The 20,955-nt window shown below is 59.9% G+C and carries 26 protein-coding genes; 16 read left to right on the forward strand and 10 right to left on the reverse strand.

Annotated elements, in window-relative coordinates:
- The first annotated feature begins 41 nt into the window (after nt 1-41).
- Nucleotides 42-371, forward strand: a complete 330-nt coding sequence (locus G6P99_RS37670; RefSeq protein ID WP_029080428.1) for a hypothetical protein — start codon at nt 42-44, stop codon at nt 369-371.
- Nucleotides 372-505: 134 nt separating this feature from the next.
- Here G6P99_RS37670 and G6P99_RS37675 read toward each other — a convergent pair whose 3' ends face one another.
- Together G6P99_RS37675 and G6P99_RS37680 are read right to left on the reverse strand one after the other, a co-directional pair.
- On the reverse strand, nt 506-1,147 hold the full coding sequence (locus G6P99_RS37675; protein ID WP_165123366.1) for a glutathione S-transferase family protein: 642 nt from the start codon (nt 1,145-1,147) through the stop codon (nt 506-508).
- 141 nt (nt 1,148-1,288) lie between these two features.
- Nucleotides 1,289-2,650, reverse strand: a complete 1,362-nt coding sequence (locus tag G6P99_RS37680) for a hypothetical protein (RefSeq protein ID WP_165125755.1) — start codon at nt 2,648-2,650, stop codon at nt 1,289-1,291.
- 226 nt (nt 2,651-2,876) lie between these two features.
- On the opposite strand from G6P99_RS37680, the gene G6P99_RS37685 reads away from it, so the two are divergent.
- A complete protein-coding gene (locus G6P99_RS37685) occupies nt 2,877-3,128 on the forward strand; it encodes a hypothetical protein (protein WP_029085054.1) in 252 nt (83 codons plus the stop codon).
- 139 nt (nt 3,129-3,267) lie between these two features.
- Complete coding sequence (gene hflX, locus G6P99_RS37690) at nt 3,268-4,671, forward strand: GTPase HflX (RefSeq protein WP_084518823.1); 1,404 nt, start codon at nt 3,268-3,270, stop codon at nt 4,669-4,671.
- Between the two features lie 55 nt (nt 4,672-4,726).
- On the opposite strand, the gene G6P99_RS37695 is transcribed toward hflX, so the two are convergent.
- From G6P99_RS37695 to G6P99_RS37705, 3 genes are all read right to left on the reverse strand, one after another.
- On the reverse strand, nt 4,727-5,749 hold the full coding sequence (locus G6P99_RS37695) for a class I SAM-dependent methyltransferase (protein ID WP_051346821.1): 1,023 nt from the start codon (nt 5,747-5,749) through the stop codon (nt 4,727-4,729).
- A gap of 538 nt (nt 5,750-6,287) precedes the next feature.
- A complete protein-coding gene (locus G6P99_RS37700; RefSeq protein ID WP_029085052.1) occupies nt 6,288-6,728 on the reverse strand; it encodes a lipocalin-like domain-containing protein in 441 nt (146 codons plus the stop codon).
- Nucleotides 6,729-6,761: 33 nt separating this feature from the next.
- Nucleotides 6,762-7,379 (reverse strand): hypothetical protein, encoded by a 618-nt coding sequence (locus G6P99_RS37705; protein WP_035978396.1) that lies wholly within the window; start codon nt 7,377-7,379, stop codon nt 6,762-6,764.
- A 1,036-nt stretch (nt 7,380-8,415) separates the two neighbouring features.
- Between G6P99_RS37705 and G6P99_RS37710 the strand changes: the two genes are divergently transcribed.
- On the forward strand, nt 8,416-9,018 hold the full coding sequence (locus G6P99_RS37710; protein WP_198031303.1) for a cytochrome b: 603 nt from the start codon (nt 8,416-8,418) through the stop codon (nt 9,016-9,018).
- Nucleotides 9,019-9,386: 368 nt separating this feature from the next.
- On the opposite strand, the gene G6P99_RS37715 is transcribed toward G6P99_RS37710, so the two are convergent.
- On the reverse strand, nt 9,387-9,893 hold the full coding sequence (locus tag G6P99_RS37715) for a hypothetical protein (protein WP_029085040.1): 507 nt from the start codon (nt 9,891-9,893) through the stop codon (nt 9,387-9,389).
- Nucleotides 9,894-9,987: 94 nt separating this feature from the next.
- Here G6P99_RS37715 and G6P99_RS37720 point away from each other — a divergent pair, with 94 nt between their 5' ends.
- From G6P99_RS37720 to G6P99_RS37730, 3 genes are all read left to right on the forward strand, one after another.
- Entirely contained in the window at nt 9,988-10,554 is a 567-nt protein-coding gene (locus tag G6P99_RS37720; protein WP_205751543.1) for a hypothetical protein, read from the forward strand.
- Between the two features lie 456 nt (nt 10,555-11,010).
- The gene (locus tag G6P99_RS37725) at nt 11,011-11,898 is read left to right on the forward strand and encodes a hypothetical protein (RefSeq protein ID WP_165125758.1); all 888 of its coding nucleotides are present in this window, start codon (nt 11,011-11,013) and stop codon (nt 11,896-11,898) included.
- Nucleotides 11,899-12,515: 617 nt separating this feature from the next.
- Nucleotides 12,516-12,977, forward strand: coding sequence for a hypothetical protein (locus G6P99_RS37730; protein WP_165125761.1), 462 nt, complete (start codon nt 12,516-12,518; stop codon nt 12,975-12,977).
- Nucleotides 12,978-13,202: 225 nt separating this feature from the next.
- Here G6P99_RS37730 and G6P99_RS37735 read toward each other — a convergent pair whose 3' ends face one another.
- Nucleotides 13,203-13,385 (reverse strand): hypothetical protein, encoded by a 183-nt coding sequence (locus tag G6P99_RS37735; RefSeq protein WP_165125764.1) that lies wholly within the window; start codon nt 13,383-13,385, stop codon nt 13,203-13,205.
- A gap of 192 nt (nt 13,386-13,577) precedes the next feature.
- Here G6P99_RS37735 and G6P99_RS37740 point away from each other — a divergent pair, with 192 nt between their 5' ends.
- The 5 genes from G6P99_RS37740 (at nt 13,578) to G6P99_RS37760 (ending at nt 17,435) form a co-directional block, all read left to right on the forward strand.
- Nucleotides 13,578-14,228 (forward strand): recombinase family protein, encoded by a 651-nt coding sequence (locus G6P99_RS37740; RefSeq protein WP_246709733.1) that lies wholly within the window; start codon nt 13,578-13,580, stop codon nt 14,226-14,228.
- Between the two features lie 187 nt (nt 14,229-14,415).
- The gene (locus tag G6P99_RS37745) at nt 14,416-14,613 is read left to right on the forward strand and encodes a hypothetical protein (protein ID WP_165125769.1); all 198 of its coding nucleotides are present in this window, start codon (nt 14,416-14,418) and stop codon (nt 14,611-14,613) included.
- Nucleotides 14,614-15,088: 475 nt separating this feature from the next.
- Entirely contained in the window at nt 15,089-15,388 is a 300-nt protein-coding gene (locus G6P99_RS37750; RefSeq protein WP_165125772.1) for a hypothetical protein, read from the forward strand.
- On the forward strand, nt 15,385-16,917 hold the full coding sequence (locus G6P99_RS37755; RefSeq protein ID WP_165125775.1) for a hypothetical protein: 1,533 nt from the start codon (nt 15,385-15,387) through the stop codon (nt 16,915-16,917). The genes G6P99_RS37750 and G6P99_RS37755 overlap by 4 nt, the downstream gene beginning before the upstream one ends.
- Nucleotides 16,918-16,928: 11 nt before the next feature.
- Entirely contained in the window at nt 16,929-17,435 is a 507-nt protein-coding gene (locus G6P99_RS37760) for a hypothetical protein (RefSeq protein WP_165125778.1), read from the forward strand.
- A gap of 14 nt (nt 17,436-17,449) precedes the next feature.
- Here G6P99_RS37760 and G6P99_RS37765 read toward each other — a convergent pair whose 3' ends face one another.
- Nucleotides 17,450-17,611, reverse strand: a complete 162-nt coding sequence (locus tag G6P99_RS37765; protein ID WP_165125781.1) for a hypothetical protein — start codon at nt 17,609-17,611, stop codon at nt 17,450-17,452.
- Here G6P99_RS37765 and G6P99_RS37770 point away from each other — a divergent pair.
- From G6P99_RS37770 to G6P99_RS37785, 4 genes are all read left to right on the forward strand, one after another.
- Nucleotides 17,610-17,771, forward strand: a complete 162-nt coding sequence (locus G6P99_RS37770; protein ID WP_165125784.1) for a hypothetical protein — start codon at nt 17,610-17,612, stop codon at nt 17,769-17,771. The two genes, G6P99_RS37765 and G6P99_RS37770, sit on opposite strands and share 2 nt — an antisense overlap.
- Before the next feature lie 182 nt (nt 17,772-17,953).
- A complete protein-coding gene (locus tag G6P99_RS37775; RefSeq protein WP_165125787.1) occupies nt 17,954-18,163 on the forward strand; it encodes a cold-shock protein in 210 nt (69 codons plus the stop codon).
- 6 nt (nt 18,164-18,169) lie between these two features.
- A complete protein-coding gene (locus G6P99_RS37780; RefSeq protein WP_165125790.1) occupies nt 18,170-18,700 on the forward strand; it encodes a hypothetical protein in 531 nt (176 codons plus the stop codon).
- Entirely contained in the window at nt 18,684-18,944 is a 261-nt protein-coding gene (locus G6P99_RS37785) for a hypothetical protein (protein WP_165125793.1), read from the forward strand. The genes G6P99_RS37780 and G6P99_RS37785 overlap by 17 nt, the downstream gene beginning before the upstream one ends.
- An 18-nt stretch (nt 18,945-18,962) precedes the next feature.
- On the opposite strand, the gene G6P99_RS37790 is transcribed toward G6P99_RS37785, so the two are convergent.
- Nucleotides 18,963-20,483 (reverse strand): hypothetical protein, encoded by a 1,521-nt coding sequence (locus G6P99_RS37790; protein ID WP_165125796.1) that lies wholly within the window; start codon nt 20,481-20,483, stop codon nt 18,963-18,965.
- Nucleotides 20,484-20,612: 129 nt separating this feature from the next.
- The gene (locus tag G6P99_RS37795) at nt 20,613-20,819 is read right to left on the reverse strand and encodes a hypothetical protein (protein WP_165125799.1); all 207 of its coding nucleotides are present in this window, start codon (nt 20,817-20,819) and stop codon (nt 20,613-20,615) included.
- Between the last annotated feature and the right edge of the window lie 136 nt (nt 20,820-20,955).

Below are 20,955 nucleotides of genomic sequence, written 5' to 3' on the forward strand. Positions count from 1 at the left end.
CCTAAGAGCGCAGGCTGTTAGCCGGCGAACGGAGGACTCCAATGATCCACGCCACTTGCCATACCGCCGATAACGTCCGCTGCATCGAGTTCGATGCCACGCCCTGGTTCAGCGAGGCTGACGCTCCGAGCATTGTCGATTTGGCCCAGCGAGGATGGGCCAGCACGGCGATTGCAGATTCCCTCGAGCGCCGACGAGGCTATGAAGGCTTGCACGACCTCGTTGAGTATGCCGCGAAGCGGCTGCAACCGGAATCCCTGGAGGACCCAACCTGGGAAACCTTCGCATGCGTCGTCGATGGACCCGACGCCGTGGCCTGGCTCGAGAGCAACCGGCCCGAAATTGTAGCAAGGATCAGGAACGCCATGTGAGGCGCCGGCGATTGCGCCGCGCGTAAATCGGAGTTCAGTGCAAGCTGGAAGCCAAACCTCCAATTGGCAGATGCCCATAAGAAACTTTTCGCAGCTACTCAATCAGGCGCTTGGCCGCTCCGATGAAGCGAGCACTACAATCCCGGTGATCTCGCCGCCCAAGCCTTGGTGGCCTGGCAGCTTTCCATCGCCCGGACGTAGGCAGGGCGTGCCGTCGTGCGGGCGAGATAGTCCCGCTCGGTAGAACCGGGGACGTAGTTGCCGGTTCGCAGGCCGAGCAGGAGGGCGTAGCTCACCGAGATATCGGCAGCAGTGAAGCGGTCGCCGGCGAGATAGGGGCAATCCGCGAGGCGGCGGATAACCAACCCCAGCCGGCTCTCGAAGGTCTCGAGTGCCCAACAAGTAACCCGGGCATCTCGCTCGGCTTCGGGCGCCAGTTGGCGACCTACAATGACGGCGTTCATCGGCCCGGCGAGCCCGGCCTCGCCCAAGTGGAGAAATTGCAGATAGGAAGCGAAGGCGGGATCGTCCGGGGCGACGGCAAGCGAGCCTGAGCCGTGGCGGGCGAGCAGGTACTCAAGAATCGCGATCGATTCGACCATGATCGTCTCGCCGTCCTGCAGTGCGGGAATGAAGCCGGCGGGGTTGATCGCGAGAAAATCGCGATCCTTCTCGGCTGCCAGCAGATCGACCGGGCGCAGCCGATAAGCCAATCCCAATTCCTCAAGCAGCCAAACAACACGGAAGCCACGACCTTCGCCATAGACGGTGAGCATAGTTAAGCCTTCCTGGATTGGGCCAGACTCACTCGCAGAGGTGAGCCAGTCGCGCAATGGACTATCGATGGCACACAATGCGCGCAAGGCTTGACGCATATTCCTACAGCGCTGGCCCTGCCCACTCTATGGATTCACGACCTAATGCTGCACGCGGTCCGGAAACGCCGTGTAGACGAACCAGGGTTCTGGATCCTCAGCCGTCGGAACGTGGTTTTGCCTGGGCCTGATGACGATGGTCACGCCCTTCAAGTGCTCGTCCCAGAACACGCCTTTGTCGAGCACCTGATCGTTCGAGTTTTTGTAGACCTTCTTGAGCCACCCGCTTCCGGTTTCGTAACCGACGGCCTTGTTTTCTCGGACCCACTCCTTGCCGCCGGCCGTCGTTGTCCGGATCTCATCGATATTGTCGTGGATGATCTGTCCGATCACCTTCACCATCGTGTCCTGATCGCGCCACCTCGACGCTGCCTTGGTCTTGCCTTGACCCCGCCAGACACTGAAATTTGTCGGCTGACCGTTGGTTTCCGATGGTAGCACCGCGAGCTTCTTCTCGCCGACGACCCTCTCCAGGAGTTTCGTCTCGGTCAGGTGCTCGTTGTGTCGTCCCAAAAGGTGCCCTCCCTCCTTTTCCCATATCAGCAGCTCGCGCGCACCCACCTGCTTGTATTGCTTCGGCAAGCGAGGGGTGACGCTCGGTGGTGCGCCAACCGGCTTCTTCGGTGGGCCGGGCTTCATCGCCTGCACGAACAGGCCGCCCGGCTCCGAGCCCGTCGCCATGCTGAAGTGCAGGAAGGAAACATTCATGCCGACGTAGCCCGCGAAGGTATTGGTCAGCATCGCCAGTTCGAGAAGCTCGTGGCGGCGCTTGATGTTGAATTCGATCGTGGTTCGGAAATCGACCAGATCCGGCGTGGTCGATCCGTTTAGCATCATCTCGTCGCGGGCATTCATGGGGATGATGGTGCCGTTTCGCCGCACGTAATGATCGATGATCGGCGGCTCATAAGGCTTCAGCCGCACCAGTCGCATTCCGGGAATGCTGGTCCGGACCGGAACGTCGTCGAGCGAAAGCTCGAGCTTTCGTCCGTCGTCGTAGTAAACGACCATCGTATGGAATTCGAAGGTATTCGGATTCGGATCGCTGGTGACGTTCGAGATGTTATGGTTGACGAAGCGCTCCTGATATTCCGGATCGGAATGGGCTATCGTGCGAACGGTCTTGGCGTCTTCATCGACCAGTCGATATTGCTGGCTCCGTGGCTCCGGCTTCGGCGCCGCCCCCTTCACCGCCGTCAGGATTGCGAGCAGATCGTTCCGTGCGCTCGGCGACACACGATTGTTGAAAGCGGTGGCAAGCGCATCGCTCGCATCAGGCGTGGAGAGACGTTCGTACAGCTTCAAGGCCAGTGCCGGATCGTCGACCGCCTGAAAGCTCGCTTTCAGCGAATTCAGACGCCGCGCCCCGTCCGGCCCCGAAAGTGGCGCGCGCAGCAGCGCCATCACATCGGTCTCGAATTGCTGCTCTGTCATCTCTGGTCTCCAACAACCGCCCGGCAACGTCCGTTGGACGTAGCGGGCGTTGTACCGGTTCGAACGGTCGCGACATGTTGAACGGCCCGGAGGCTCTCGTTCGGTGTGTGATCTCGACACACACTGAGGGCAACACGCGCGTGCCGAAGATCAGGTGGACGCGGCAAGACCAGGGAGTTTTGCGCGTGGGCCGGGAATGGCTGGTTCGGAAAAGACACGCGATTACTATATCGTGGCCGTTTCGTCCGTCTCGTTTCTTTATGTCGCTCTACCTATCTTGCAGACGCTGTCGTTTACCACTGTTTCTCAAGCGAGATGGTGTCATGTCGTTCCAACCCAGGCGCGCTGGCCCTTCGATCGCATCGAGACCGAGACCGGCGCGCGGAGACCTTCACTCCAGGTACTGATCGCAGCCACCGGCATTCCTGAAATCAACATGAGTGAGTAGGCCTCGCGGCAGCGACCACTGCACGTTCAACGCTCAGTCCGGCACAGGCCGCCGGACACAAGAGACGACCGCCGCAGCCTGGGTCTCGCGCAAACCGCCAGGTGCCACCGCAGCGGTGCCATGGACAGGAGAATGCCAAATGGCAATAACGGAAGCCTGGCACGCTGCCGGCGAGCGCCGCACCGTGGAAACCAAACCGCCCATTCCGCGCGCGATCCTGGTCGGCGTCCAGCTTCCGGGCGTCGATGACGTCGCGCACGCCGCAAGCATCGAAGAACTGGGCCGTCTGGTGAACACGCTCGGTTACGAGGTCGTTGGCACGATATCGCAGAAGCGCGACGAGATCGACGGCGCGACGGTGCTCGGCAAGGGGCGGCTCGAGGAACTCGCTGTCATGACCGGTGGCACGGGCGTCGTCGGATCGATGGCAGTACCGCGGAAGTCGAAGGCCCGCGAACGCTTTCAGGACGGCGACGGCAAGAAGCCGAACGCCAGACAGCCGGAGCCTGATCCTGAGGTGCAGCCGAAGCCGGAGCTTGTGATCTTCGATCATGAAATCTCCCCAGGCCAGGCCCGCAACCTGGAGCGCGCGACCGGCGCGCAGGTGCTCGATCGGACCGGCGTGATCGTCGAGATTTTCCATCGTCACGCACACAGTCGCGAGGCGAAGGTGCAGGTCGAGATCGCGCGATTGAAGTACGTGTCGCCGCGCTTGCGGGAAGCGCCGGGCAGCGGACGGCAGCAGGGGCCCGGCTCGGGCGAGTCCGATCTCGAGCTTGATCGCCGCAAGATCCGCGATCGCCTCGCGGAACTAAAGGAACAGCTGGATGATATCCAGCGAGACAGCGACCAGCGTCGGTCCGCGCGCCGCGATCAGCTTCGGGTCGCACTGGTCGGCTACACCAACGCGGGGAAGTCGTCGCTCATGCAGGCGCTCACGGGCAGCGAGGTGCTGGTCGCGGACAAGCTGTTCGCGACGCTCGATACGACGGTGCGCGCCCTGCAGCCCGAGATGAACCCGCGCGTGCTGGTCTCGGACACCGTCGGGTTCATCAAGAAGCTGCCGCACGATCTCGTCGCGTCATTCCGTTCCACGCTCGCCGAAGCGCTCGAAGCGTCGCTGCTGTTGTTCGTCGTCGATGCGTCCGATCCGGCGTACCAATCGCAGCTCGAGGTGAGCCGCGGCGTGCTGCGTGAGATCGGCGCGGAAGCCGTCCCGTCGCGTCTGCTTTTCAACAAGATTGATCGCGTCAGCGAGGCGGACCGGGCCGCCCTCCACGCAAAGCACCCGGACGCGATCCTGCTTTCCGCAACGTCGTCCACTGACGTAGCCTCGCTACGCGAGACAATCATCGCTTTCTTCGAAGCTGCAATGGTGGAAGACCAGTTGGTCCTGCCCTACGCGAAGCAGGGGCTGCTCAGCGACGTGTATGAGCATACGTGCGTGCTCTCAGAGGACTACGATGCCACCGGCCGGATCATGAGGGTACGCGGCCTGCCCGACGCGATCACGCGGCTGCGAAGAACCCTCGCCGCCCCATGAGTTCGACCGCCAACCCGTCGACGACGGCTACAGATCCAGAAAGCGATCGCCGGTGTCAGGTCGACGCAACGACACGGGCGGCAGGTGCAACGGTTCGCCGGCTGCCCGCCACGAGCAGGAGATGTGTGGCGCGATCCATGAATTCCGAGCACGTGGCATACGCCTTCTCGAGCCGTTCAAGTTCATCGGCAAGCTGGCTGTCGCCTGATGGAGAGTCGGAATTCCAACGGGGATCCGGCACAAATCGACTATGAAAGAGGTCCAGGCCGCGCACCTCTTCTATGTCGAAGCAGCTGGCGAAATGGTTCCGCAATTCGACCGCCGTAAACTGGTGAAAGCTGAATGCAATGTGTCGGCCGTCGCTGAGATCGATTTCGCACCGATCCCTGGCGTGATCTTGTTTCAATCGGCGGACTTTCTCGATCGAGTCCACAAAGGCCGTTGGCATGCTGCCAATCGGACGCACCGTCGTTATGAAATATCCCGATGTGACGCGTGCGATCTCCTTTGAGATTTCCGGCAGGCGTGCGACGGGCAGATGGCTGAGCGCGCTGTACAGGCAAAGAGTCAGATCGACCGAGGCATCCTGTTCCGGTAACCGGTTCGCAAGGTCGGCGACGTCGAACGTGAGACTCACTCCAGGAAGGCTGGAAAGATTTCGGGCCGCCAACCTGGCCCGTTCTATTTGCGCCTGTGCGATGTCGAAGCCACGTGCGGTAATGTCGCCGAATCCGAGCGCATGTGCGTGCATGACCAGCCGGCGCAGCCAGGTGCCGGGTCCGCAACCCGCATCGAGGAATCTGACCGAGCTTGCGCCGGAAGCCCGCAGGTCGGTCAGTTTCTTCTCCAATACGGCCCAAACGCAGCGGTCTGCGTAGGCGTGCATTCCCTCAAAGGCAAATGGCTGCGAGGGATCCCCGTCAGCGTATGAGACATAATCGTCACCAGCCTGGTTGTAGATATCGGCAACGTCATCAGTTGCCTCATTATCAACTGCCTGGACAGAATGCCCAACGCGATGGGGGACGGACAAACTTGACGCCCATTTCCGCGCAGGGATCGAATCGTAGTCAAACATGTCCGGCCCGCCAGATATGAAATGGGGTTTCCAATTTTGCGGCACATGCGGCCTGAGAGCCGGCCGACGCGCAGAAGATGTGCCGGCAGCGATATGAAATCGAGACTGGTTGCTGTTGTGATTCATAAGCGCTTCATATACGGCAGATTCAACTCAGCCAGTTTATCGCCGGTCACCGGTGAAATTCGCCGCTTGCTGCAGCTCGTTCAATGCCTGTGCAAATTGGCAGACCAACATCGCGCAAAGTGGCATCTGCCGAGCGGCTTGTGCGATCAATCGATTGTCGCGCGGGGTAGCGCTCCAATGGTCCGCGCGCGGCGTTGCCATGCTGGGTGACGCAGTGCGGCTAGTGGGGAATGACGGACACGGCCGAGGCGCGATGAGTATGATGCAAATCATGGGATCAGGCATCAATTGAGTGCACTGCAATTGCCGTGTTTCCACAAGCAGCCTGAGCGTCGGCACGGCCCGGACCGAACGCGCTTCGAGCTACGGTGCGCTTGCGCGTGAGAGGGATGTGGCCTCCGGCTTGCGCTCGCTATTCGGCGCGCACGTAAGTCGAACGGAAGTAAAGATCCGGACCGCCGGTCGGATCCTTGATCGGATCCGACGTCATTGTCAGGTCATTGCCCTTGATCTCGAAGCCAAAGGTGATCGGCTCCAGGTACTGCACCGCGGACACTTCGGGATAGAATATCACCTTGTTGCCGCCGATCGACTCGAAGGGGCCGGCGGCGCTGGCCATGGTTTTCGACCATGCAATACGGTCGGCATCGGTCACGGCGCCGACGCTGGCTTTGCGATCCTCGGCGAAGAACATGTAGATCATCCGGTGACCTGCGGTGTGGATGCGATAGCCTTTAGGGTGTTCCCTGTAGGTCTTCACCACGGTCTCGACGCCGACCTGCCGCCGCTCGAAGCTGACCAGCTTCCAAACGCCGATGAATTGCGACGGCACGTCATCGGTCATGGCGTCCATCTCGCTTCCAAGATACTTTTACTCAACGCCCCCTTAATCCCAATTTCCCCCATTGGGATCGAAGGGCTTGATCTTTCCCTTCACCCAAATATAGACCTGCCCCTCATAGTCATCGATGCTCCCGCGGGGCATGAAAATCAGGTTCACAATGCCCCACCATTCGGACTGCATTTCCGCCGCGGCTACAACATTGCAGCCTGAGACCTCGGAGAGTCGCTGACAGAAGTATTTACCCTTGAGATCCTTGGCCAGGGCGCAGCTATGAAACCAGATGGTGCCGATATTCTTGCCCTTCAACGCAGCGAAAAGACCGACATTGGTGAGGTCGAGAGCGTTGTGCGTTGCTTCGCGGAAACGGCTAGTGCCATATCCTGATTCAGGCGAAGCCTCCCCGACGATGACCATTTGCTCCTTCTGTCCCCCCGAGGATGGACCCTCCTCCCGCCCGTGGAAGTTGAGCACGACGTGATGCAGCCGTCGGTTTGGTGTCTGACCATAGGCGACGAGGATCCAGTTCACGATGTCCTTGGCAGTCGCGCTTTTTGGACAATTCCATGTTGTATCCATGAACAGCCCGCACCCTCCAAAGGGAGGGTTAGTAAAAGCATACGAGTTGAGCAGCAACGACGGCTGTACCAGGGCAAATGACATCAAATGACCCCTTCTCATTGGTAAGACGGCGCGGAACGAAGGCGATTGATGAAGTTAGTGTAGCAACTACATGCGGTCGTATCCACGTTATTCATGTCGCACCCGCTGCGGTTCGCTTTGATGTCAATCACTGCCGACAGAACGACGCCAATCGCGAGCGCGACGAACTTGAGATGCTTCAAATTTGCAGTACATTGGTTCGGGAGGGCAGTCCGTTGGTCAAGCTGCGCAATTCTGCTTAGTGGTGCGTAAGGGCATCACGGCACAAACCGGTGGCTTCCCTGTCGGCTGTTGACCTTGAGCTGAGCACTCACGGGGACATGGCCCACGCGGAAATGCCCCCCGAGCTGGGTCAGCCATTCGCGGGTTTGATGCAAATTTCCAGCGCGCCACTGCGCAACGTCCTCACGCCGCTCAGTCCCTAGGCCATTTGCATGATCGGGGTCGCCGGCCAGAGCAAGCCCCGACTGCTATCGCGGTCGTCGCGATCTGCTGCATGGCTTTTCGAATTGATCAAGATGCGCGTTGTGCTGAGATGTCCGAATCTGGCCCTAAGGTGATATCGTAGCGGTGCTGCCCGATGTCGCATCTTGGCGGAGTTGCGGACATCGATCCACTCCGCCTAGACACTCTGCCACGAACCGCCGCCCGAACTGTGCCCCCGATCGCGATAGCGTTCGCGTGGCGGCGGCGCGCCGGCTTCTCCCAGCGTTTTGATCCTTCCGCTTTCAATCGGCTTCAACGCCTCCTCGCACCCTTCCCAACAAACCCACGCCCCGGGGCACAACCTCGACGCTCGTCGTGCTTGATCGATGCCAGGCGATGATGCGTCGCTCGAACTCCAGGATTTGAGCCTTCAGCGCGCGCAATTGCGCCAGCGCGCCTCAGCGTCGTCAGTTGTTTGACCACAGCGTTAGATCGCGCCGAAATTGCGATCACAGGCTCTACACGAGTAGTTTTATAGCGGAATAAGGCAGTGGCCGCCTGGATCCCCTCGGTTGTGAACGGCCGACCGAGTAGGACTTGGAGCAGAATGATGATTACAAATTCGGAATGCGCACAAAGATCTATCGTTAAGGCGCCTCTGCAAGGCAAGCGCTTCGACCCAACGAGCATTGTACTTCATTGGCTCACGGTGATCCTTATCGTTGGCCAGTTTACAACTGCCTGGTTGCGCGAAGGCGTTGGTCATGGGACCAGCCTGGTCCCTGCACTTCTGGCAGCACACCGAACAATGGGCATGATGACTTGGAGCGTCGCGTTGGCGCGCGTATTCTGGCGGATTCGGTTCGCTTATCTGCCGCCATTTCCGGAAAGCATGCCGAAGCTGCAACAATGGATCGCGAAGGCCAATGAATATGCCCTTTATACCTTGCTGTTGATGCAACCGATCACCGGCTTCGGTGAGGTCGTGCTTCACGGACGCCCTTTTACGCTGTTCATTTGGCAAGTACCGGCGCTATTGGCACCGGACGTGGCAATCAGAAGCCTATTCGTGAAGGCTCATGAAGTTGGCGGCTATGCCCTCCTTGTCCTCATCGGTCTGCATGCCAGCGCCGCGCTTTTCCATTGGTTCGTTTTGCGCGACAGCGTACTGCAACGGATGCTTCCGTCGTCCATCACTGCTCGCAGCCAGTAGGGCGCCGCGGTCTCGTTGATGAGCGATAAGGTGCTGCCTCCGGGGAGATAAAGCCTCACAGAAAATCGTCATCGATGATGAGGGGCCATTTGTCAGGTTTCGACCGACCCTTTGCCTTCAGAAGGGCTGGTTGCTACCGCTTTCTGCAAATCGGACACCTGCGATCAGATTGGTCATCATTTCAGAGCGAGCCGGTAGAACTCGAGCCTGTAACAGTGGGGCCGTATGCCCGTTGAACGGGCCGCGCCGCAGCGCGGCCTGATCGTATCGCACCTATTTCAAGCGCCGTTAGCCTTGCGTCGCGTTCTCTTCGGTGTTGCGCCGGGCATGTGCAAAGCCTTCTTAACGTAAGTTGACAGCGTTGGCCTTCACTTCGCCTTTGCTTTCGTCGCGCGACGCCTCGGAGCGACCTTCGCCCCGGTGATGAACAGGCGATGCAGCTTGCCGTCTTTCATTGTGGGCTGTGCGGTGACACGAAGGGTCGCGCCTTCGTCCAGCGCCTTCGTGTAGACGTTTTGGGGTTCATCGAGCACCGCATCGGCGATCTTACCGGGCACGATTCTGTTCTGCTCTAAAATCTCGATGCGGAATGCACCATTGGTTTTGAAAACGCCGTGGATTTTCACGTCATAGGTGAAGGGCTTCGCCAAACTCAGTTGCTCAGTCGAGCGCAACACTTCTGCCGCCGGCTCGTCGATCATAGACGCATCGCGACCGTCGCCGATTTGTAGCAGGCGCACCGTGCGCCCAACGGGCTCGGGGATTTGCCGGATCGATGCGCGGTTTTCTCGGTGTAGCGCGTTGATGATCTTGCATAGCGCGGCTTTGTCCTGCATTTGAGAAGCGGCAAAACGGCCGTCGATAACGAAGGACACGGCGCGATCAATCGGTGCGCTGGTTACGTCGTACCTGCACAGTGATGGTTTCGCTTCCCTGGGCGTGGGTAGTAAGTCCGGCTACCGCAATCGCATGGATCAGATACGTCGGGATCATGGACACCGAGCTGTTGCCGGACTGACAAAGGACCGCATCGAAGAGAAAATCCTCAAGCCACTGCACAATAAGCCCGGCGCCAAGATAGATACGCTAAAGAAGCTTCGTATCCTCATCCGACACGCGAAGGACGATTTGAAGTGGTTATCGGTCGACCCCTCCGATGGCATCAAGCGAGGCAAATCTAAGGAGATCCGTGCTTGGACTGATACGGAAATGAAGGCCTTCGAAGACCGATGGGCGTATGGAACAAGACAGCGCGCGGCTTACGAGCTGATGCTGAACGTCGGCACTGCTCGTATTGACACGCATTTGACGACTTGGGTGCAGGCCGACGCTGACGACTTCGAATACACCAGGCGCAAAACCGGCGTTTCTGTTCTAGTCGAGAAGGCCCAGTCGCTTCGCGCAGCGCTCGCCGCGCTTCCGCGCAAGCACGTCTGCATCTTGACCACTGAATGGGGAAAGCCGTTCACGGTCGATGGGTTACAGCGGTGGATGCGCGATGCGATGACCGGGGCGGCGGTCGCCGCGCAATCTTAAAGCTCGAAGATCACAAGGCGAACAGAATTCCCCAAACCTCTTCTTCCGGTTTGGGGAAACCATCAAAAAAAGGAAAGGAAATCAAAATGAAAGGAAGATCACTGGCGCTCCCTAGGGGAGCGAGGAAAGCCAATAACGACGGGCATAACTTGAAAAGTTTGGGAATCTTTCACTGCATTGGTCTGCAAGGCGTTTCAGGATCGGTTCCCAAACTATCCGGTCGCGCGAGAGTCGGCGCTTGACCGGCATCAATCGCCATCCCGCCGACCGTCGAGTGAAGGTTTAGGCTTGGAACTTTGAAGCTTCAACGATCCGACTCGAAAATCGAAGCGTCATAACTATTTAAAAACGGAGAAGCCCCCGGCGGCAAACCGAGGGCTTCAGATTCCGTAAGAGCTGCCACGCTCAAACCCACAGGAGATCACTCCGAATGAGTACCCACCGGAGATCACGCCAGTGAGTAGCCTCACAGATAAGCGCGACCGCGCCGAGCGTCAAGAAGACGAACGCGCTCGGCTCGACGAAATCAATACCGCCTTCGCCGAGGCCGCGCGCGAGGACGCCGGGCGCTTCGAGTCGATCGACGGCGACACCAGCACCGGCAACACCGACACCCACGCGATCCGCGCAGCTGGACGCCTTTCGGATGCCCGCAAGGTGTTCGCTGATCGCGGCTGGAAAGCCCTACCGTGCAACACCAGGGGCCGGCGCATCCTGCGATGGGGGGCCGATCATGCCTGGCTGGCCAACCCGAACAACCCGAAGCGCGGCGTCCGCAACTGGTGCCGCAAATGGGCGCGGCTGAAGCCGGCCGAGCTCGACCAGCTGATCGTGGACACCGAGGTCCGCTTCAAGCGCGGGGCCTGTCGCTGGAGCGACGACGAGTCCGCCGTGACGCTTGAGATCACCGTCACTGACCGCACGAGGCTCGGCCTGCGTTTCATCGGCGCCTGCAATGATTTGAGCTACGAGATCAGGCTAGGTATCAGGCGCGAAAAGAATGCGGCGTGTCAGAGGCGGCGCCGGGCCGAGAAGAGTACCGGCCGTCCGCGTGGCCGTCCTGCGTTGAACCTGTCGCCGGAAGAGAAGAAGGCGCGCTCCAATGCCAAAGCCGCAGAGCGAATGAGGAACATGCGAGCGTTACGCAAAAATGCGTCACCAGCTATAGATTCTATTAAGAGCAGTGACGCAATTAAGCGTAACATCTCACGTCCTATCCTGGTGCAGTCCATCGCATCCATCAGCGTCACCGATCTCGACGGCATCGACTTCTCAGTGTTCGGCATCATCTCCATGCAGGTGATGAGCGGAACACGTATCGTCAGGGAATGGCGAGCGGGATAGCCCGCGCGGACGGCTGGTGGCCGCCGCGCTCTCGACGACTGTCTCACCACAATCACAGTGTCGTTCCGTTGGGACATCGGAGGCCGCGCCACCAGCGCGCGCCGAACGTCATGTCCCACGGCCCGGCTCGCGAAACCTGCACATGCCGACAGACGCGCTGCGCGCGAGGCGCGTGGTTCGTATCTCATCGAAGACCTGAGATCGCCGCACCGTCACCACCAAGCACCACCAGGGACGCGCCTGCAGCGGGCTAGACTTCCCGTGTGGATGAACGGTCGCGTCCCTCACCTTGGGACATGAAAACGGGACATGGTGTGACATCTGTGACATCGGGCGCCGGAATCACCGGGAAAATCGCGGGACATGGTCGGGACATGGACGTGTGAAGCGAGCCACAAGCGCGCGGGCAACCGCGTAAAGGAATCCGTAAGGTATCAGCCCAGATAAGTGGAACATAGTGGCTAACGAAAATGGAGCAGGTCGAGATGCCTTGCACACAGTGCGGTCGCCCAGCTTTCTACAATGTGGGCGATTCGCAGAAACCGCATCCTCTATGCCTGTCATGCTGGTCTTTGGCTGAGCATGTTCTCATGATGCAGTGGCTCAGGTCGACGGCAATGTACAACGACGCCGCGCACCAAATGGACATGATCGCGCCGTTCGGCCCAATGCATCAACCCATACCAGTTGCGGAGATCGCGCGAGCAATGACCAAGGCAAACACTTTCCACAACATCAACATAACCAACTCAACGGTAGGCGTCGTGAACACTGGCGATCTCGCGCAGATCAGCGCGATGATCGAGATCACGAAGGGCAAGCCAACGGAGGAATTTGGGACGAAGCTCAAGGCGCTGATCGAATCGATCGCCAACGAAAAGGGAGGCGATGATGCGACGAAGAAGGCGCTGGCGGAACTGACAAAGACGATCGGCGATCAAGTCCTGGTCGAGCGTAAGCCCAGCTCGACTGTCGTGGAAGCGCTTTTCGAAAAGCTGGTCAGTATGTCGAGCGGTCTGACGACGATCCTCGCGGCTGCTGAGCAGCTTAGGGCGGCTTGGCAGCACATCGCAGGCTAAGCCGCCACGCGCATCCCCCGGCCTGCAGATTTATTTCGACGGCCATCGAAGTATGCCTCCCGCGCGATCGATGGTGGGCAATTTGCCCAGCAGGCGAGCCAGCCACCTGCAGGAATGCACCATGGCGGCGCGGCCGGCGCCGACATTGCACGGCGCGCGGGAGGCACGCAGTCATCTGCATTTCCACGCGGCATGTAATGATCAAATCAAAAAGGAACTGTCGCGCTACTTTACTTTGCCGCCTCGCGGCTCAATGTGTCGCAGCACGGATGCCCCGAGTTCCTGAGTTTGTTTGTTCGACAGTTTGCTAGGCGTGGCCGTCGCAACGCCGGCAAGGTGCTTGATCTTTGATGATGTGATGGGGTGCACGGTTTTTGCGACCGGCTTAGACGGTGGCTTTTTGGCCATTTCGCTATTCTCCGTTGGGTTGCGCGAATCACCAAATTATACTTGTCGGCGATGCTGCTGGGCACCCCACGTGTTTTCCCCAGTGGCCGAAAAGGCCAAATTCCCCTTGCGTTTCATGTGGCATTGCTCCTATTGTGGCATTGCTAAAGGTAAGCCACAGAGGTTGCCATGATCGTGTACGGATACTGCCGAGTGAGCACGTCAGAACAGGCCAGCGACGGCAAGAGCCTGGAGCAACAACAGCGCCAAATCGAGGGCTACGCCATGATGAAGGGCTGGAGCGTTGCCTGTACCTTCATCGAGGCCGGCGTGTCTGGCTCAGTGCCGCTTGCCGAGCGCGATGAAGGCCGGCGCATGCTGGCGACGTTGCAGCCCGGTGACGTCATCATCACGGCCAAGTTGGATCGCGCCTTCCGCTCGGCCGCCGATGCGCTCGGCACGCTGGAGCAATTGAAGGAAGATCGAGTCGCCCTTCACATGATCGATCTCGGCGGCGACGTCACCGGCAACGGCATCAGCAAGCTGGTGTTCACCATTCTGTCAGCAGTCGCCGAGAATGAGCGGGACCGCATTCGTGAGCGCATCCGCGACGCCAAGCGGCACCGCACCGCGCTGCGCATCTACAACGGCGGAAAGCGGCCCTACGGTTATGACATCGAGGGTGAAGGCAAAGATCGCCGCCTCGTGCCGAACGCTCGTGAGCAAGCCGCGCTGGCCCGTGGCAAGGCCCTGCAGGCCGAGGGCAAGAGTCTGCGCGAGATCGCCAGCGCACTGGCCGCCGAGCACGGCACGCCGGTGCTCGATGCGAAGAGTCTGGCCCGCATGCTTGCGCGGCCGGCGTAGCGCTCCTCTCGATCTCGATCACGGGCCGCGCATCAAGCGCGGCCTTTCGTTTGCCCCCGTCGACCGTAGCGCCGATTTGGTTCCATGCATTTCGCGTCTACCAGCCGGGAAAAAGTGGAACATGGTGTGCTGTTTGTAACTTATTAGATTTCCCATCCCATCACGTTCAAAACAGCGCGCACCGAAAATGCCATCTGCCGAGTACTACACGAAGCAAGCCGAGATCGCTTCCCGCCTCGCACTTACCGAATCCGATCCGGTTAAAATGCGGGAATTGCACCTCCTGGCCCTCCAAATGTTCGAAAAGGCCGAGCGAGCAAAGGCCGAAGGGCGCAAGCACCAAACCCAGCACAAGAAAGAGATCAGACGGCCGGAGCTTTCTTGAGCCGAGATCGAGACGGCCGCTTTTTGGCCATCAAGTAAGGCCGCCTCAATGGGCGGCCTCTTTCATAAAGAGCGGCCCCAGCGCCCCGGGGGAGAGCACTGAGGCCGTGAAAGTGTCCCACTCCATAACGATTGGCGAACTAACTTCTGGAGTTGCCACTTGTTCCCGAAATGAAAACGCCGCGCGGTTGGCGGCACCACGCGCGGCCGCTTCGTTTCGGCCGCCTCGCTCGCCTGCAGCGCGCCTCGCCCGTGCGCTGGCTTGATCCCGGCCGTGGGGTCTGGACCGGCCGGCCGAGAAGCCGCTGTAGAGCCGCCGCAAGCAATCCTTGGCCACGTCGATCACCGTCATGGTTTACACCAATTCGGTTAATACGAAACTGTAATTATGTTTTGTACCGAGTCGCATATATTTGAAAGGTATGCAGAACGAAACACCATCTCCGAAGTCCCGCGGCTGGCGACGCCATCATGAATTGCGTCGACAGGATGCCGAAGCCAAGGCCGAGATCGAAGGCGGCTTACTGGCCGGCTTGGGCCGCGCGCCGACCATGGCGGACCGCCTTGCCGTCGAGCAGATCGCGGCGCTGACCGTGCTGGCCCGCGTGCTGGAACGGCGCGGCAAGCTGCAGGAAGCCGGTCAGGTCCGAGACCAAATCGTCAGGGCGCAGCGAACCAACGGATTGAAGCCGCAACCGATCGAGCCGGCGAAGCCGGTCGACCCGATGCAGGCGCTCCGCGACTACGCGGCCCGCCAGTCGGAGCCGACACCATGAAACCGATTATGCCCTTTCGCCGGGCGATCTCCGACCCGGCTATCTTGGGCTCGGCCTTCCCGCGCAAGGCCGGCGAGATGGACTCGTGGTTGCCATGGCGAGCGCTCGGCTGCGCGATCATGGGCGAGCGCCTGACCGCCGAGGAGCGCGAGATCTACACCCAGTTGACCGGCATGGCGCCGGAATCGCGCGAACGCCGGGTTAATGAGGCGCTGATCCTGAAATCGAGGCGTTCTGGCGGAACATCGTTCGCCGCAGCCATGTCGATCTATCAGGCCGCGCTCTGCGACTACTCCGACGTTCTCGATGTTGGCGAGCGCGCCACCCTATTGTTTCAGGCTCCGACAGCCCGGCAATCCCTAGTAGCGTTCCAGCGCAGCGCCGGTCTGATCGACGCCAGCCCGATGTTGAGCGGCATGGTGACCGGCCGCACCGAGGATTCGGTCACGTTGAGCAACGGCGTGACGCTGGAGGTTAGGCCGGCCTCATATCGCAGTGTCCGCGGTCTCACACTGGCCGGTGCAGTGGTCGACGAATCCGCCTTCCTGATGGCCGAGGGCGCCGCCAACAGCGATACCGAATTGCTCGCCGCCTTACGCCCGGCATTGCTGACGACTCGTGGCCTGCTGCTGATCATCTCGACGCCCTACAGCCGGCAAGGTGAAACCTTCGACCTACACGAAAAGCACTTCGGCAAGGATGGCCCGGTGCTGGTGGCGAAGGGCACATGGGAAACATGGAATCCGACGCTCGATCGCGCGTTTGTTGATCGCGAGATGCAGCGCGATCGGCCAAAGGCGGAAAGCGAATACTATTGCGTGTTCCGGTCGGACGTTTGCAGTTTCATAGATCCGGCCGTTCTCACTGCGGCGATCGATCGTGGCGTGACGCAACGGCCCTACATGCGCGGCACCAGCTGCGTTTGTTTTGCCGACGGCGCCAGCGGGCTGACCAGCGGTGGTGATGCGTTCTGCGCGGCAGTCGCGCACCGTGAAGGCGATGTGTTGGTCGTCGACGCTGTGCTGATCCGGAAGGCGCCGTTTAATGCAGCGGCCGTGCTCGGCGAAGTCTGCCACCTGGCCAAAGCCTATTTCTGCACGGAGATCGTCTCCGACCGCGTTGCCCAGGGCTTCATGCAGGCCGGCATTGTCGATCATGGCCTGACGTGGCGCGCGTCACCGATGGACAAGAGCGCGCTCTACCTCAACAGCTTACCGATGTTCGGTTCCGGCAAAATCCGGCTCCTCGATAATCAGCTGGTGGTCGACCAGTTCCTGAGCCTTGAGCGCAAGGCCGGCTCATTCGGTATGCGCGATCGCGTCGACGCAAGAGGTAACAAATCGGAGGACGCTGCAAACGTAGTGGCCGGTGCTGTGGCTCTGCTGACGGAGCCGGTGACCGGCGCTGCCGGCTGGGTCGAGTTCTACCGCCGCGAATGCATCAAAGCGGACATCGATCCCGATCGCCGGTTCGACACCGATTACGACGACATCAGGCCAAGCCAACCGCAACACGGCTGGAGCTTTTGAAGGAGAAACCAATGGACACTTACAGCACCATCAATCGCGAGCGCATCGAACAGGCCGAGGATCACCGCGCCATGATCGAAGCCAAGACCGCCACGATGACGCTGGTCGAGATCACCGCCGCGCTGTTGAGGTTGCCGGCCTCGCCGGAGACCGACAACGACCTGATCGACCGCGCCACGCTGACGCAGCGCCGGCTTGAACTTGAGGCCGCCGAGGCCGAGCGCCGGCGCATCGAGGCCGCAGCGATGGCACCCGAGGAGTCCGGATTGTGCGATGTCATGATCCCGATCGAGCTGGGTGCGGTCGCGGTCGCGTCGCCGACCGTGCCGGGCAAGTTCTACTACCCAACCCAACGCGAGGATGGCCGTTTCACCATCCGGCTGCCTTGGAGTGGCTTCCACGCGCTGGCGTTCGGGATCAACGGCACCGCCGGCCCGAACGGCGCCAACTGGCTCGCTGAAAACCCGAACTTGGCGCAGCGCCTTCCACGCAATCCGCCGCCGCCAGCCGCGGGATGACGCCGATGTTGACGTTAGCCGAAATTGTCGGAGCCGGGACCTACGCAATGACCGTGAAAAGTAAATTCGAGCAGCGCCTCGGCGCTGCGAGGGCCGCGAATGCCAAGCTCGGCGGTCTGGCCGACGACCTCGCCGCCGCACGGTTGGAAGTGCTGAAGCTTGAAGCGGCCGAACATGGTGGGCGAGTTCACCATCACGCGCGCCGCGTCGAAGCCGCACCCACCATCCTACGTCGGCCTGCCTCCGTCCTATGTCGGAACGAATGTCGAGAGGGCTATTGGCGAGTTGCTCGATGCTGCGCCGGATTGGCGCCGCGCCGTTCAGGCGGCGCTGTGACCCTGAATCGTTCGAGACCGCGCGGTTCCTCAATTCCGCGCGTTGACTGGAGCGGCCTTGAGCAGGTTTGTCCCCGGCCAGCTCGGCCGCTCCATCATTATTCGGGCAGCGCTCCGGCGTTGTCCTGCTCATGTCGAATGCCGGATGTACGCACGGCGTGAGCGAACCTCGGAGAAGTGAACATGCAGCACCACGGAACATTGAAATTCTGGAATGAGGCGAGGGCTTTCGGCTTCATCACAGCCGACGCTATCGGCGATGTATTTTGTCACATCACTGGCATTGCCGGCCACGCAGTGCCGCCGCACATTGGCGCGCACCTTGTGTTCGAACTGGTCGACGACGGCAAAACCGGCAAGCCGAAGGCGGTCAACGTCAAGATTGAGGAGTAGCCCGCCATGAAGGAGTTCAGCCTATTGGGTTTCATCGCCGAGCTGGGCGCGATCGAGCGGGACCTCCATGCATTGCCGCCCATGGTCATCGAGCAGGCCTGCAAGGTCGTGCAGAAGAAGGCCAAAGGCATGATCGGCAAGGGGCATGACATCTGGCCTGACCTGACGCCGTCGACCATTCATGACAAAGAGGCTCACGGCTTCCCTGTACCGAAGCCGTTGCTGCGCACCGGCGAGCTGCGGGACTCGATCGAGTACACCGTCAGCGGCCACGAGGGCGCCGTCGGCACCGATGATCCGCGCGGCCCGTGGTTCGAGTTCGGCACCTTGAAGATGCCGCCAAGGCCGTTCCTGGTCCCAGCGGCGCAAGCGAGCGAGGACAAGATCCACCGAATGGCAGGCGCCGCATATGTCTCCGTTCTCGCCGGTCACGGTCGCCATGCGCGAGATGCACGCGAGCTGCTGCACGCCCTGCACATGGTCGGTCACGCTATCGAAGAAAAAATAGACGACCTGTTCGATGACGACGCAGAGTGAGGCAAAGCATGCGCCAAGCGGCGCGCGATTTATCGACGTGCTCACTGAGGCGGTGAAAACACTCTCGCTGCTCTACGCGGGCACGCCTGACGACCTGGCTCGCGCCAGTCTCGACTCTTATGTCGCCAAGATCACCCCCGACATTGGCGAGGCTGTCGGCCCGGACACGGCGGCAAATATCCTAGAGGCTTTCGCTGCTACGGTGATGGGCGAGAAACATAGGATCGAGCGTGGGTGCGCGTGACCTTGTCGGTGGCTGCCCCTACACGCGGGCTTGTTGGTCAGCGAAGGCTCGCATGTCACCAACGTTTAAGACTTGGGTCGTTTCGCCCAAGCGCTCCACCGCTTCCTGGTAGATATCCCGGATGATCCTTTTTGTATCTCCCATCCCATTTTGAAAGACATAGTTCCCGAAATTGATGGCGGCGCCGAAGTCGAAGATGCGCAGATCATCCTTTGTCTGCTGCCCCGTGGCCGCGCGCTGCATGAGCGAGGCTACATGGTAGCCCCCAAGCTGGACCTCGCAAAAGTATGCGACGAAATCGATTGATGGCAGCTTGTCCTCTGGCCTGAGTTCGTAGTGCATGTCGGGCGCTGCTGTCATTTGATAAAGAAAATTGAGATCGTTGAGCTTGTTTTTAAGCTCGGCCAAGCTGATTCTGAAATTTGAAGAGCCGACAATGGCTTCAAGCGTTTTAACGATTTCCAGCACCGTTTCCCAATCGCCTTTATTTTTCGGGACGACATCAACTGTGCTTCTAAAAAGGCGCATTCCGCTTTCGTGGAAGACCTCAATCAGTATTTTCGCGGAGACACTTTGCCAGTAGTTGAAGACGATAACGTCGCGTAGCGATTTGACATCCAACAACTCGGTTGGATCAGCACGAAATTCGAGCCCGCTGCTGATGTCTTTTGGGCCGAACAGCACCTCTATCTGACCGGCTGAAACTCTAAAACTCTCGTCGCCTGCTTTGCCGGTCGGATTGTAGGAATACAGCTTGGCCGGCGCGACAATCGTTGGCGTGTCTGCAGATCCTTGCAGTCGAATCTCGCACGAGCCAATCGGTTTGGGTTCAATGTGCACGGTGCCAGATGTGACCTTGATGTCGGTCTTCGGAGAAGACATTCCGAACCGTAGCGGGGAGCAGGTGAAGTCTGAGATTGGTAGACCGTTTCCAAGGCCGAGGAAATTCCTATAGATCTGCGCCTTCGTTCCCTGAAGCGTCATGCTTCCTGGCCATGCCTCATCGTGACCGATCTCCCGAAACAGCTTGGTCTTGTTCGATTGGTAGTCACCCCCAATCATCGAGATTTGCGTGAGCATCCATTCCACGATGTCGCCGGTTATCTCATCGTTCGAGGTGAACTGGACGCCAATTCGCTTCTTGTTGGGCAGCGTGCCATTACGATCAGCCAACCGGCCTTCGCGCAGCGCTATCGTCATCATCTCGGCCCAGACATGCTTAGCGTACAGCTTTGGCTTGGTTGCTTTGGAGATTACGACCATAACGATGAAAAACGGCAGGGGTGATGCTGCTGCCTTCAGCGCATTCGAGAGTTTGACGCTGACGCTTAGTCCGCGGGTGGTTTTTGACTTCACTTGAACGAAAGCCGCCTGCTCAGCTGGCTGGGTGTCAAGAGGACCAGAATGAGGGGCGTTGGGGAGTTCTACGAAATAGTCCCAGCCGTTTTCGTCTTCCTCTGTTTTACTTGCCTTGGCGCCACCGTCTGAACACAACGTCGCGAAAAGTCTTTCGCCAAACTTCGCTGGTCTCTTAACCATTATGCTGCCCTGTCCGATGCGCGCTCATCGCAATCTCCGTGCCTGATGCAATCTAGGATAGGGCTGAATGCTGCACGCGGCGCAGGTGAATCGCAAGCGGCGGCAGCGCCATTGCGCCGCCGCGTTCGCTCATCCCATCAACTTGAACAGCTCGATGACATCCGCAAGCCGCAGCTTTGCGCCCTTTGGCATGTGCTGTAGGAGCAGATGCCGGGTGTCCGCGGCGATCTCGTCGCGTTTGAGTTGGTCGCGCTCGGCGTGGAACAGCCGCATCTTGGCGGCGAACTGGCGGGCGACTTCCGGCGGGATCTCGATCGGCTTCCGGCTGATGGGCATCGTCTAAGCTAACGCACGACAACGCCGCCAAGCTTAAAATACTCGCTGGCGGCAACTGAGGCGCCCTTACTCAGCTCGGGTTAGTGGGTCAGTCCTAGGGCGTTTGGGGGTCATCTCAGCTTCTTTTCCGACGCAT

This window comes from Bradyrhizobium sp. 6(2017), from assembly GCF_011058295.2.
Classification (GTDB): Bacteria; Pseudomonadota; Alphaproteobacteria; order Rhizobiales; family Xanthobacteraceae; genus Bradyrhizobium; species Bradyrhizobium septentrionale.